Here is a 12,092-nt window from a genome sequence, read left to right as displayed (position 1 = left end):
GAGATACACATGAAAGTCGCCTTCATCGGCCTAGGCAACATGGGTGGCCCCATGGCCGTGAACCTGCACAAGGCCGGCCACGCCGTCACTGCGTTCGATTTGAATATGGAAGCCTGCGCCAAGGTGCAGGCCGAAGGCGTGGCCGTGGCTACCAGCGCGCAGGACGCCGTGCAGGAGGCCGAAGCCATCGTGACCATGTTGCCCGCCAGCCAGCATGTGGAGGGCTTGTTCCTGGGCAGCGGCAATGGCCCCGGACTGCTGGCCTCCATCGCCAAGGGTGCGCTGGTGATCGACAGCTCCACGATCGCCGCCGCCACCAGCCAGAGGGTGGCCAAGGCCGCCGAGGCCGCGGGCATAGCTTTCATCGACGCGCCCGTCTCGGGTGGCACCGGCGGCGCCATCGCGGGCACCCTTACCTTCATGGTGGGGAGCAGTGATGTCAACCTAGAGCGCTCCCGTCCCCTGCTCGAAAAGATGGGCGCCAACATCTTCCACGCCGGCAGCGTGGGCGCAGGCCAGACTGCCAAGATCTGCAACAACATGCTGCTGGGCATCCTCATGGCGGGCACCAGCGAGGCCATCGCTCTTGGCGTGGCCAACGGCCTGGACCCCAAGGTGCTGAGCGAAATCATGCGCCGCAGCTCAGGCGGCAACTGGGCGCTCGAAAAGTACAACCCCTTCCCCGGTGTGCACGAGAACGCCCCGGCCAGCAAGGGCTACGCAGGTGGCTTCGGCACCGACCTCATGCTCAAGGACCTGGGCCTGGCGCAGGAAAACGCCATGGCCACCAAGGCCAGCACCCCGCTGGGCGGCTTGGCGCGCGCGATCTATGCGGCGCACAGCATCGCGGGGCATGGAGGGGAAGACTTCTCCAGCGTGATCAAGATGCTGCAAACGCAACGCTGACGCACGGCGCTGCAACAGAAATCGTAAGGAAAGGACATGGAAATGGCTGACTACCCTGGACTCAAGCTCGAAAAGCGCGATCACATCGCACTGGTCACTCTCGATAACCCTCCCGCCCATACCTGGACGCTGGAAAGCCTCGCAGCACTGACCCGGCTCGTGGCTGACTTGAATGCCGACCGCGAGATCTACAGCCTCGTGCTCACCGGCGCGGGAGAGAAGTTCTTTTCGGCTGGTGCAGACCTCAAGGTTTTCGCCGACGGGGACAAGGCGATAGCGCGTGCGATGGCACGCCGCTTCGGCGAGGCCTTTGAGGCGCTTGCGGGGTTTCGGGGGCTGAGCGTGGCTGCCATCAATGGTTTCGCGATGGGGGGCGGACTGGAATGTGCGCTGGCCTGCGACCTGCGCATTGCCGAGGAGCATGCTCAGATGGCACTCCCCGAGGCGGCAGTCGGCCTGCTGCCCTGCGCAGGCGGATCGCAGTGGCTTTCTTGGCAGATTGGCGAGGCTTGGGCCAAGCGCCTGATCTTGTGTGGTGAGCGTGTCAATGCCGACACTGCGCTGCGCATTGGATTGGTGCAGGAGGTGGTACCGCGTGGCCAAGTGCTTGAGCGCGCACTGGCGTTGGCCAAGTCAGTGGAACGACAAAGCCCAACCAGTGTCGCGGCTTGCAAGCAACTGATCCATGGTGCACGCACGCAGTCGCCGACTGCCACTCTGGTGGCGGAGCGCGAGGCATTCGTGGATCTCTTCGACACTCAAGACCAGCGAGAAGGTGTCAGTGCCTTCCTTGCCAAGCGCGCACCGCAATGGAGCAATGCATGAGCGTCCGCTTCGAGGAAATCCCCACTGGGTGCGGGCGGCGTTTTGGCCGTGCCACGCTGAGTTCGCCAGGCACCTTGAACGCGCTGTCGCTCGACATGATCGATCGGTTGGTGCCGCAGCTGACGCAGTGGGGGAACGATCCGCGTATCGCCTTGGTAGTGTTAGACGCCGAGGGCGATCGTGCTTTCTGCGCAGGCGGCGACCTGCAGCAGCTCTACGCCTCAATGCGCAGTACGCCGACGGATGAGGTGCCGAGCCAAGCCGCTTCCTTCTTCGAGCGCGAGTACCGGCTCGACTACCAGATCCACACCTACCCAAAGCCGATCCTGTGCTGGGGGAACGGCATCGTGATGGGCGGTGGCATCGGGCTGCTGGCTGGCGCCTCGCACCGCGTGGTCACGCCGAGCACGCGGCTGGCCATGCCAGAGATTTCCATCGGGCTGTACCCGGACGTTGGCGGCAGCTGGTTCCTGCGGCGCGCGCCTGGCAAGATTGGCCTGTTCCTGGCGCTCACCGGGGCCTCGTTCAACGGTACCGATGCGCGGTTCGTGGGCCTGGCAGATTTCGTGCTGCCGCATGAGCAGCACGGCGCGGTGCTGGCTGCCATTGCCGCCGGCCACTGGCTCGATGAGGGCGAGCAGAATGCTGCCCGGCTCAGCCACTTGCTGCGCGAGCATGCATTGTGCGAGGGCGAGGCGCAGTCGAAGCTGCGCCAGCACTACGACTTGATCGACCAGACCATTGGCCATGACAGTCTGGCCGACATCGCCGGGCGACTGCAGAGGCTGGCGGGACACGAGGACCCCTGGCTGGCCAAGGGCGCCGAAACCTTCATGCGCGGCTCACCGACCTCGGCGGCACTGTCGTTCGCGCTGTGGCAGCGTGTGTTGCACCTGTCGCTGGCCGACGTCTTGCGTCTGGAGTACCACGTGTCTGTGGCATGCGCGCGCTTCGGCGACTTCGCCGAGGGCATACGCGCCTTGATAATCGACAAGGATCGCAACCCGCGCTGGAAGCCTGCCACGCTCGCCGAGGTCACGCCGATCTACATGCAGTCCTTCATCCCCTCACCGCACCCGCTGGCCGACCTGGCGTGACGTGTCCGTTCCCGAGAGACAAGCAGCGTGCCCACCGAAAACCGGCAACGCCTGTTCGGCAAATGGACGCACAACTGGATGGCAATCGCCACCGTGGCCTCGGCCCCCAATCCGCGGGCCGATGATCCGCGTCCCACGCAACTGCTGCAGGGCGCATGGGATGTGCATACGCCGGTGCACATGGCGCATGCGGCAGGCGCCCTACATACGGCTGCAAGTGCGCGCGCAATCTATGGTGTTGAAGTTGAAACGGATCGAGCTCCATCACCGAGTCGCGAATTTCTGGAGTCACAGTGTGTGTGGCGAATACGGCATTGAATGTGTCATATTTGCCAATGGCTTTCAAGAGCAAGCCACCGGACACTGATGGTTCTTATTCCTCGGAATTCATCATGAGCAGACAGCACGTTGGCGTGATCGGCGCCGGAACCATGGGCCACGGCATTGCACAGGTGTGCGCACTTGCCGGACTCGATGTCACGATGCTCGACGTCTCCCAAGAGGCGCTCGGGCGAGGTATTTCAGCAATCACTGCCAGTCTGGAGCGGTTGGTAAAGAAGGAAAAGCTGCGTGCCGAGGACAAGGATCTTGTGCTTGCCAGGATCCGTCCGACGGTCTCCTACCCGGATCTGCGCGGTGCCAGCCTGGTGATAGAGGCGGCCACAGAGAAGCTCGACATCAAGCTGCGCATCCTGCGCGACATCGAAGCTGTGGTCAGTGACGATGCGGTGATTGCGACCAACACCTCATCCATCTCCATCACGCAGTTGGCCGCTGTCCTGGATCGACCGAGCCGTTGCATCGGCATGCACTTCTTTAACCCGGTTCCCATGATGGAACTGCTGGAGTTGATCCGCGGGTTGCAAACCTCCGACCAAGCGCATGAACAGGCCTCTGCTTTCGCCCGGACAATCGGGAAAAGTCCGATCACGGTCAAAAACAGTCCCGGGTTTGTGGTGAACCGCATTCTCTGCCCGATGATCAACGAGGCCATCTACGTCTTGCAGGAAGGGCTCGCCAGTGCCGAGGAGATCGACGTCGGCATGAAGCTCGGCTGCAATCATCCGATCGGGCCTTTGGCGTTGAGTGACCTGATCGGCCTGGACACGATGCTGGCTGTGATGCAGGTGTTCCATGAAGGATTCGGCGATCCGAAGTACCGGCCGGCGCCCCTGCTCAAGGAAATGGTGGATGCCGGCCGCCTGGGACGCAAGACTGGCCAGGGCTTCTACTCCTACGGCGGGCGTTGAAAAATTCGAGGGTTGGAGGCGCTGCACAGAGCCTCAATCCTCTTCCAGAGCTTTTTGATCGGGGTCGAATCATGAGAATTTCCAAGCGCGCTGAGCGCATCGAGCCTTTTTACGTGATGGAGGTGGCCAAGGCAGCCTCGCAGTTGGCGCGTGAGGTCGCTCATGGCGACAAGCCCATGGTCTACCTGACGATTGGCGAGCCGGACTTCACTGCGCCGCCTCTGGTTCAGGAGGCTGCCGTGCGCGCTGTGCGGAATGGCACGACGCAGTACACACCGGCTATCGGACTAGAGTCTTTGCGCGAGCGCATCAGCGACTGGTACAGGCAGTGCTTCGGCGTGAATGTCCCGGCACGCCGGATCGCGGTGACCGCGGGCGCTTCGGCCGCGCTGCAACTCGTTTGCCAAGCCTTGATCGAGGCCGGCGATGAAGTCCTGATGCCCGACCCGAGCTATCCGTGCAATCGGCATTTCGTGATCGCCGCCGAAGGCCAGCCTGTCATGGTGCCCACCACGGCAGCCGAGCGATACCAACTGAGTGCGGAGAAGGTAGAAGCGCACTGGGGTGACAAGACGCGTGGAGTGCTTCTCGCTTCGCCGTCCAACCCCACGGGAACGTCCATCCATCCGGACGAACTGCGCCGCATCCACGCCTGTGTCCAGGCCAAGGGAGGCGTCACGTTGCTCGATGAGATCTACCTCGGGCTGAGCCACGACGACGCTTTCGGTCAAACCGGCCTGGCCATTGACGAGAACGTGATCAGCATCAACAGCTTCTCAAAGTACTTCTGCATGACCGGGTGGCGCCTGGGCTGGGTGGTGGCTCCAGAACCTCTGATCCCGGTGATCGAGCGTCTCGCGCAGAACTTCTTCCTTTGCCCCAGTACCGTCGCCCAGCACGCCGCGCTGGCTTGCTTCGAGCCTGACAGCATCGCTGAGTACGAGCGCCGCCGCGCGCAGTTCAGGGCGCGCCGCGACTGGTTCATCCCGGCGCTGGAGAAGATCGGGTTCAAGGTTCCGGTGGTGCCCGATGGCGCGTTCTACGCATGGGCGGATTGCTCGTCGTGGTTCGATGCCTGGAATGTTTCGAACAGCTGGGATTTCGCGTTCGAGGCCATGAAGAGAGCCCACGTCGCGATCTCACCCGGACGAGATTTCGGCACGGCCGAGTCGGCGAGGTTCGTTCGATTCTCGACGGCAAACTCGATGGAGCAGTTGCAGGAGGCTGCGGCAAGGTTTGCTGTTCTGCGTCCGTGACGCTGAACAGCGGCGGGCAGCTTGGTACGCGTCGCAATCCATCCAGCGGCAGTCCAGTCGATCCACGCCCGCGCACGATTCACCCCAAAAATCGGCGATGACATAGGTTTCTCAACTGCTTTCAATGGGGCTCGACATGGAACAGACTCTGTGGTTCTTTGACCTCGTGTCGCGGTTCTCGTACCTGCATCACCACAAGCTTGCGCCCTTGCGGGAGAGGCTTGAGATGCGGGCAGTGTCCTTTTTCTGAGCGGGATTGCTGAAGCACTGCTGAAACGGGGGCGGCCGGCTCGGCAATCGGCGCGCTGTTCATGGCGGCGAAATTCTGTTCAGAGTGGGAGTTGAGACGTCAGCTTGATCTTTTGCATGGGGATCTCGGTCTTGACACTTTGAACTCCTTTTATGCGCGTCAGGTGCTCACCCTGGAAGCGTCTGTAGGCATCGAGGTCAGCCGCAACAACGCGAAGCAAGAAGTCACAGTCGCCCGCCATGAGATGGCATTCAACGATCTCGGGGAACCGCTGAACCTCAGTCGTAAATCCATCGATGGTTCGCGCATCCTGGCTTGTTAGCCAGATGCGGACAAAGACAGTCAATCCGATGCCGAGTTTTGACGGGTTCAACAGTGCGACGTACCGCTCGATGGCGCCGCATTCCTCAAGGATCTTGACGCGACGTAAGCACGGAGACGGCGATAGCCCCACCTTCTCCGCTAGGTCCACGTTCTGGATCCGCCCGTCTTCTTGAAGAGCCTGAAGTATTCGACGGTCAATTGCGTCTAGATTTTTGATGGTGTCGTTTTGCATGGCATTAACTTTCATAAAAATAAATTAATGAAGCACATTATGCCTAAATATTATGTACAAAAGGCACAAACGCAACAATATTCTATGAAGATTGGTCTAATATTGCTTTTGTGCTTGCCATTGTGGTGCGCCCTGAATCAAGGAGTTGAGGAGTGACGTCAAGTTCATCGCTGCGCTTTCCTGTGGAGAGCCATCTATGTCCGGTGGGTAAGGATCAGAGGGAGGCGCTGCTTCAAGCACCAGGTTTTGGCCAGGTTTTCACCGATCACATGGCCACCATCAAATACTCTAAGAATCAAGGCTGGTATGACGCAAAGATCGGCCCTCGCCAGGCATTGAGCCTCGACCCGGCAGCACTGGTGTTCCATTACGCGCAAGAGATCTACGAAGGCATGAAAGCCTATCGCCTGGATGGAGGTGGAACGGGGCTGTTCCGTCCCGAGGCGAATGCGCGCCGTTTTCGCCGTTCAGCCGCCCGTCTCGCCATGCCGCCGTTGCCCGAGGAGATGTTCATTGAATCGGTGCGTGCACTGGTGCGTGTGGACAACGCTTGGATTCCTTCTACTCAAGGCTTCGCGCTGTACCTGCGGCCGTTCATGATCGCAACCGAATCCGTTCTCGGGGTCAGAGCGTCGGCCGACTATCTCTACTGCGTCGTGGCATCGCCGGTTGGGCCATATTTCAGACGTGGAGCTGCCGCAGTGACGCTTTGGGTGTCGGACAACTTCACGCGCGCCGCGCTCGGTGGAACGGGTGACGCCAAATGCGGCGGCAACTATGCGGCCAGTCTAGCGGCGCAGGCCGAAGCAATCCGCGAGCAATGTGACCAGGTGATTTTCCTTGACGCTGTGGAGCGCCGCTGGATCGAAGAACTCGGCGGGATGAATGTCTTCTTCGTGTTCGCTGATGGATCGATCCAGACGCCTCCGTTGAGCGGCACGATCCTGGCAGGCATCACCCGCGAATCGCTGATCACATTGGCCCGCGACATGGGACTGGTTGTTCGTGAAGAGCCTTACGCCATTGACCAGTGGCAAGACGATGCCAAGAGCGGCCGACTGCTGGAGTCTTTCGCTTGCGGCACGGCAGCAGTGGTCGCGCCAATTGGAGAAGTCAAGGGACGCAAACATCGCTTCATCATCGGTGACGGTGGCCCCGGTCCCATCACCGAGCGACTGAAATCCGCGCTGACAGACATTCAATTGGGGCGTGCCCCTGACACCCATGGCTGGCTGGATCGGCTGGCATAAACAAGAACGGACCACTATGCGAATTTCCAAGGTAAAACTGAGCGCTTTGCTCGCGGCCGTCGTGCTGGCTGGCTGCGGCACCACAGCGCCTGCGCTCAACTACACCGTGCCCACGCAGCCTGAAGGCTCGTCCGGCTACACCGAGAAACCCGGCTGGCAAACAGCTAAGTTTGCCGTCGCGGCGGCCAATCCACTGGCCACCGACGCTGGTTTCCAGGTCCTCAAGGTCGGTGGCAGTGCCGTGGACGCGGCCATCGCCGTGCAAATGGTTCTCACGCTGGTGGAACCACAGTCCAGCGGCATTGGCGGTGGTGCGTTTCTCATGCATTTCGATGGCAAGTTGGTCGAGGCCTACGACGGCCGCGAGACCGCCCCTGCTGCTGCCGATGAGAACCTATTCCTCAAACCAGACGGAAAGCCCATGGCTTTCATTGAAGGCGTCGTGGGGGGGCGCTCGGTGGGTGTGCCTGGCACCGTGCGCATGTTGGAACTGGCCCACCAGCAGCACGGCAAGCTGCCCTGGGCCAGGCTTTTCCAGCCCGCCATCACCTTGGCCGAACAAGGCTTCAAGGTCAGCGCCCGGCTGAACACGCTGCTCGCGGCTGAACAGCACCTCAAGAAAGACCCAGTTGCAGCCGCCTACTTCTACGACGCCAGCGGCCAGCCCTGGCCCGTGGGGCATGTCCTGAAGAACCCAGAGTTGGCCCAGGTGCTTCGGGACATCGCGGCAGGGGGTTCCAAGGCGCTGCTCGAAGGCCCTGTGGCCCAGGCTATCGTGGACAAGGTACGCTCCCATCCGTCCAACCCCGGCCGGATGACCCTGGCCGACCTGTCCGGCTACCAGTCGCGCAAGCGCGAACCGCTGTGCCACGACCACGCCGTGCCGCCGCAGAAGGTGTACCGGCTGTGCGGATTCCCACCGCCCAGTTCGGGCGCCATCGCCATCGGCCAGATGCTGGGCGTCCTGCAGAACACAGCGGGTGCCGCGCTTCCCCTGGGGCAAGACGGCCTGCCCACCGCCGATTGGCTTCACTTCTACACCGAAGCCGCCAGGCTGGCGTTCGCCGACCGCGCACAGTACGTGGCCGATCCCGATTTCGTGGCCCCGCCTGCTGGCTCGTGGATGAGCCTGCTGTCGCCAGACTACCTGGCCCATCGCGCGCGGCTTATTGGCAACCAGTCCATGAAGGTTGCCCAGCCCGGCCACCCGGGAGGCACGCGGACCAGCTTCGCCCCCATGCCCGATCAGCCAGAGTACGGCACCAGCCACATCAGCATCGTCGATGCCCAGGGACGTGCCGTGGCCATGACCACCACCATCGAGGACGTCTTCGGCGCGCGGCAGATGGTCAAGGGCTTCCTGCTCAACAACGAATTGACCGACTTCAGCTTCGCACCGCGTGACACCCAGGGCAACGCTATCGCCAACCGCGTGCAACCGGGCAAGCGCCCGCGCTCGTCCATGTCACCCACACTGGTATTCGACAAAACCACCGGCCAATTGGTCATGAGCGGCGGCAGCCCCGGCGGCGCGTTGATCATTCACTACACGGCAAAGACCTTGTGGGGCACTCTGCACTGGGGCCTGAACGCGCAGCAAGCCATCAACCTGCCCAACTTCGGATCGGCCAACGGTCCCACGCTGCTCGAAGAAAAACGCTTCCCGGCAGCCACCGTCGAGTCACTCAAGGTTCGGGGCCACGAGGTCCGGGAGATGAACATGACCAGTGGTCTGCAGGCCATCCAACGTGTGCCGGGCGGCTATTTCGGTGGTGCCGATCCGCGCCGCGAGGGCGTGGTCATGGGGAACTGACGGCATGCACCCAACATTCAACCAATTCTGCCCATACCCGGACGCTACGCAAGCGCCGGGATGTTCGCTCATTTTTTTTAACTGAGTTCTATATGACACATTTCGCTGCCGCTCAGGGCTTCATGGGGCCTTTTTCCCATGACGGAAGAGCCAGCATCGCCCCTAATCCACCGTGGCATTACGCGGCCGACTTCGTCACGGTCGAGTGCTGGGCGGAGCCCTCAGCCATTGAGGCGCTGCTGCCGCCTGGTCTGAGTCTCCACCCTGACGAACGCGGCCTGATGACGGTCTCTTTCGTCGACTGGCAAGCCTGCACGGACACGGGCGGTGAGCTGCTTGATCCCATCCGGGCGCAGTACCGCGAGTGCATCGTGCTGGCGAGCGTTCAGTACGAGGGGAAGTTGATGCAGTACTGCCCCTATATCGTGGTCGATCAAGATACCTCGCTGGCTCGTGGCTGGGCTCTAGGCTACCCGAAGAAGATCGGCTCGGTGTGGATCACGCGATCGATGGGCGTACCCTCGATCGCGTCTCCCAAGTTGGAGCCCGGTGCGATCTTTGCAGGGACGGTGGCACTCAAAGACCGGCGTCTCGCGGAAGGTCACGTGAAGCTCTCCGGCCTTGCAGACAACTCGGCGGTCACATTCGGAAGCCGGCCTATCGTGGCCCTTCGACACTTCCCCTCGCTGTTCGAGGGGCAGCACGATCAGCCAGCGGTGTACGAACTGGTCCGCCTGCAAGCCGAGAACGTGCAGGCAAGCCCCGTCTGGACAGGGGAGGCGGAACTAACGGTCTTTGACTCTCCGACGGAGCCGCTGGCTGCCTTGCGTCCCACCCGGGTCGGTCGCGGATGGCGATATTCGATCGCCATGACAAACCGAAACAATCATCTGCTGCGGGACCTTCGCAGCCCCACAGAACTTGATTCATCCGAGGAGAAATGACATGGACACCGTAAAGCTTCAACGCACCTACCTGGACCTCACAACGCCCCACGTCGCGGATGCCTGCATGCGCCTGGGAATCGCGGTTCGCTGTGCTCCGGCGGGAATGCGACCACTCTGGAGCGGTACGCATGTTGTTGGCCGTGCACGCCCTTCGCGGCACTATGGCAGTGTCGACGTCTTTCTCGAAGCCATCGATCGATCTGCGCCTGGAGACGTGTTGGTGGTCGACAACGAGGGGCGCTTGGATGAAGCCTGTGTTGGCGACCTGGTGACGCTGGAAACGGCGCGTGCGGGCTTGCGCGGCATTGTCATCTGGGGTTTGCATCGCGACTCGGCTGAACTGCGAACCATTCGGCTGCCGATCTTCAGTCTGGGTACTTTGCCCGCTGGGCCACAGCGTCTGGAACCACAGGAGGCGGCCGCACTCTCAGCTGCCAGCTGCGGTCAGCATTCAATCACCACCGACGACTTCGTGCTTGGTGATGATGATGGCGTGATCTTTGTCCCCCTGAGCCACGCCCAAGAGGTGGCCGAACTGGCAACCACGATTCGGGACACTGAGCGCAGTCAAGCAGCGCGTATGCATCTTGGTACTACCTTCAGACAGCAGGCCCGCTTCGATGAGTTTCTGGCTGCTCGAAAGGCAGACGCGGGCGTGACGTTCCGGCAACATCTGCGCTCGATTGGTGGTGCGATCGAGGAGTGAGCCTGTCTCGCTGAAGCGTCGAGGAACAGCCGGAGGCGAAGTTCGTGGCGAAAACCTCATAAGCGATGCGTCGGCCGTCGATGTCGCCTTTGTAGCCTACGTCGCGTCAGTTAAGGACGGTTCGTTCCAAAACGACGAACAGCACGCTTGGTAGGGCCTGGGTACCCGTCTGCTCAATAGCAGTTCCCAGGCATATCTATCCCAGCAATCAGACCGGTGTCCTCTTCTGTTTGCCCGAAATCAGCGGCGTGGTACATCGAATGTCGGAAACGGCCAACAATATGGCGTTTCAGCCAATGTACGCCGGGGCTGCGAGGCGCAACACTGAGAGCGCAAAGTGCCCCACATGGAGCGTGGGTGCCGCACTCGCCAAAGTGTCTGTCCAACGACCATTCATGGTCTTCATTTTCAACTTTCATCATGAGCCTCGACTCCGTCAAACAGTTTATTGCCGAGCACGCCCCGGATCTTTCAATCATTGAAGTGGAAACAAGTGGCGCTACCGTCGCGATGGCGGCCACGGCGTTCGGTGTCGCTCCAGGACAGATTGCCAAGACGTTGTCTCTGTGCGTAGGCGAGCAAGTGATCTTGCTCGTCGCCCGAGGCGATGCTCGACTCGATAACAGAAAGTACAAAGATCAGTTTGGGGCAAAGGCCCGCTTCCTGGCGGCGAGCGAGGTGGAAAAGGTAACGGGCCACCCCATAGGAGGCATCGGGCCCTTCGGGCTTGCAAGTCAACTGGATGTGTATTGCGATGTCTCGCTGCGGCGCTTCAGCGAAGTGCTTCCCGCCGCTGGCGCAAGCAATGCAGGTGTCAGGGTAGTGCCTGAGCGGATGGCCCAACTGGTCAACGCACGTTGGGTGGACGTCATGCAGCATGAGAATGCTGCTGAATCGCTGGCTGGTTGAGGCGTTCTTCAGGTCAACAGGTCAGCTGTATCAGTACTACTCGAAAGAATGGGTGACTCCCTATGTCGGGCGGCGCCGCGAGGTGGGATGGAGTCCTTCTGCCGCGAGCGCCTGGTCCACTACACATGTCCGTGCAGGGTAGTTTTCGTCGAGGTGCTGAAGACCGCGAGCGGAAAGATTCGGAAGTTCAGGCTCCGCGGACAGGCTGGAAACAAAGAGGCCGTCACATCTCCATCGACTTGAAAACGCGCAGTCGAGGCAGAAATGGTCATGAGCACTCGCCCACCTTGGCCCGTAGCTTTGACGGGTTCAATGGCTTCAATGACA

The 12,092-nt window shown here is 61.3% G+C and carries 12 protein-coding genes; 11 read left to right on the top strand and 1 reads right to left on the bottom strand.

The window, feature by feature from the left end; all coding sequences use genetic code 11:
- Positions 1–9 precede the first annotated feature (9 nt).
- The 6 genes from mmsB to IM738_RS10745 all read left to right on the top strand — a co-directional run bounded on the left by mmsB (position 10) and on the right by IM738_RS10745 (position 5,334).
- The gene (gene mmsB / locus IM738_RS10770) at positions 10–906 is read left to right on the top strand and encodes a 3-hydroxyisobutyrate dehydrogenase (RefSeq protein ID WP_236965851.1); all 897 of its coding nucleotides are present in this window, start codon (positions 10–12) and stop codon (positions 904–906) included.
- A gap of 42 nt (positions 907–948) precedes the next feature.
- Complete coding sequence (locus tag IM738_RS10765) at positions 949–1,731, top strand: enoyl-CoA hydratase (RefSeq protein ID WP_226494742.1); 783 nt, start codon at positions 949–951, stop codon at positions 1,729–1,731.
- Positions 1,728–2,828, top strand: coding sequence for an enoyl-CoA hydratase/isomerase family protein (locus IM738_RS10760; protein WP_236965850.1), 1,101 nt, complete (start codon positions 1,728–1,730; stop codon positions 2,826–2,828). Before IM738_RS10765 ends, IM738_RS10760 begins: the two co-directional genes overlap by 4 nt.
- 27 nt (positions 2,829–2,855) lie before the next feature.
- Positions 2,856–3,146 (top strand): hypothetical protein, encoded by a 291-nt coding sequence (locus IM738_RS10755; RefSeq protein WP_236965849.1) that lies wholly within the window; start codon positions 2,856–2,858, stop codon positions 3,144–3,146.
- 74 nt (positions 3,147–3,220) lie between these two features.
- Positions 3,221–4,078 carry a 3-hydroxybutyryl-CoA dehydrogenase gene (locus tag IM738_RS10750; RefSeq protein WP_236965848.1) on the top strand — a complete coding sequence of 286 codons (858 nt, stop codon included), beginning with the start codon at positions 3,221–3,223 and terminating at the stop codon, positions 4,076–4,078.
- A 71-nt stretch (positions 4,079–4,149) separates the two neighbouring features.
- Positions 4,150–5,334, top strand: coding sequence for a pyridoxal phosphate-dependent aminotransferase (locus tag IM738_RS10745; protein ID WP_236965847.1), 1,185 nt, complete (start codon positions 4,150–4,152; stop codon positions 5,332–5,334).
- Positions 5,335–5,663: 329 nt separating this feature from the next.
- Here the strand turns inward: IM738_RS10745 and IM738_RS10740 are convergent, their stop codons facing one another.
- Positions 5,664–6,140, bottom strand: coding sequence for an Lrp/AsnC family transcriptional regulator (locus tag IM738_RS10740; RefSeq protein WP_236965846.1), 477 nt, complete (start codon positions 6,138–6,140; stop codon positions 5,664–5,666).
- 170 nt (positions 6,141–6,310) lie between these two features.
- On the opposite strand from IM738_RS10740, the gene IM738_RS10735 reads away from it, so the two are divergent.
- The 5 genes from IM738_RS10735 to IM738_RS10715 all read left to right on the top strand — a co-directional run bounded on the left by IM738_RS10735 (position 6,311) and on the right by IM738_RS10715 (position 11,765).
- On the top strand, positions 6,311–7,390 hold the full coding sequence (locus IM738_RS10735) for a branched-chain amino acid aminotransferase (RefSeq protein ID WP_236966295.1): 1,080 nt from the start codon (positions 6,311–6,313) through the stop codon (positions 7,388–7,390).
- 16 nt (positions 7,391–7,406) lie between these two features.
- Positions 7,407–9,203: a gamma-glutamyltransferase family protein gene (locus tag IM738_RS10730; RefSeq protein WP_236965845.1), complete on the top strand. Its 1,797-nt coding sequence runs from the start codon at positions 7,407–7,409 to the stop codon at positions 9,201–9,203.
- Between the two features lie 92 nt (positions 9,204–9,295).
- On the top strand, positions 9,296–10,147 hold the full coding sequence (locus IM738_RS10725) for an acetoacetate decarboxylase family protein (protein WP_226493206.1): 852 nt from the start codon (positions 9,296–9,298) through the stop codon (positions 10,145–10,147).
- Between the two features lies 1 nt (position 10,148).
- Positions 10,149–10,856, top strand: coding sequence for an RraA family protein (locus tag IM738_RS10720; protein WP_236965844.1), 708 nt, complete (start codon positions 10,149–10,151; stop codon positions 10,854–10,856).
- Positions 10,857–11,276: 420 nt separating this feature from the next.
- Positions 11,277–11,765, top strand: coding sequence for a YbaK/EbsC family protein (locus tag IM738_RS10715; RefSeq protein ID WP_236965843.1), 489 nt, complete (start codon positions 11,277–11,279; stop codon positions 11,763–11,765).
- Positions 11,766–12,092: the final 327 nt, after the last annotated feature.

The sequence above is a fragment of the Hydrogenophaga sp. SL48 genome (genome assembly GCF_021729865.1).
In the GTDB taxonomy this organism is placed as follows: Bacteria; Pseudomonadota; Gammaproteobacteria; order Burkholderiales; family Burkholderiaceae_C; genus Hydrogenophaga.
The sequence above is the reverse complement of the archived record's forward strand: the minus strand, read 5'-3'. Positions and strand labels throughout refer to the sequence as shown.

What these genes read in the sequence shown, in the direction of transcription:
- mmsB (WP_236965851.1), top strand. Translation starts at nt 10, where the DNA reads ATGAAAGTCGCCTTCATCGGCCTAGGCAACATGGGTGGCCCCATGGCC.
- IM738_RS10765 (WP_226494742.1), top strand. Translation starts at nt 949, where the DNA reads ATGGCTGACTACCCTGGACTCAAGCTCGAAAAGCGCGATCACATCGCA.
- IM738_RS10760 (WP_236965850.1), top strand. Translation starts at nt 1,728, where the DNA reads ATGAGCGTCCGCTTCGAGGAAATCCCCACTGGGTGCGGGCGGCGTTTT.
- IM738_RS10750 (WP_236965848.1), top strand. Translation starts at nt 3,221, where the DNA reads ATGAGCAGACAGCACGTTGGCGTGATCGGCGCCGGAACCATGGGCCAC.
- IM738_RS10745 (WP_236965847.1), top strand. Translation starts at nt 4,150, where the DNA reads ATGAGAATTTCCAAGCGCGCTGAGCGCATCGAGCCTTTTTACGTGATG.
- IM738_RS10740 (WP_236965846.1), bottom strand. Translation starts at nt 6,140, where the DNA reads ATGCAAAACGACACCATCAAAAATCTAGACGCAATTGACCGTCGAATA.
- IM738_RS10730 (WP_236965845.1), top strand. Translation starts at nt 7,407, where the DNA reads ATGCGAATTTCCAAGGTAAAACTGAGCGCTTTGCTCGCGGCCGTCGTG.
- IM738_RS10725 (WP_226493206.1), top strand. Translation starts at nt 9,296, where the DNA reads ATGACACATTTCGCTGCCGCTCAGGGCTTCATGGGGCCTTTTTCCCAT.
- IM738_RS10720 (WP_236965844.1), top strand. Translation starts at nt 10,149, where the DNA reads ATGGACACCGTAAAGCTTCAACGCACCTACCTGGACCTCACAACGCCC.
- IM738_RS10715 (WP_236965843.1), top strand. Translation starts at nt 11,277, where the DNA reads ATGAGCCTCGACTCCGTCAAACAGTTTATTGCCGAGCACGCCCCGGAT.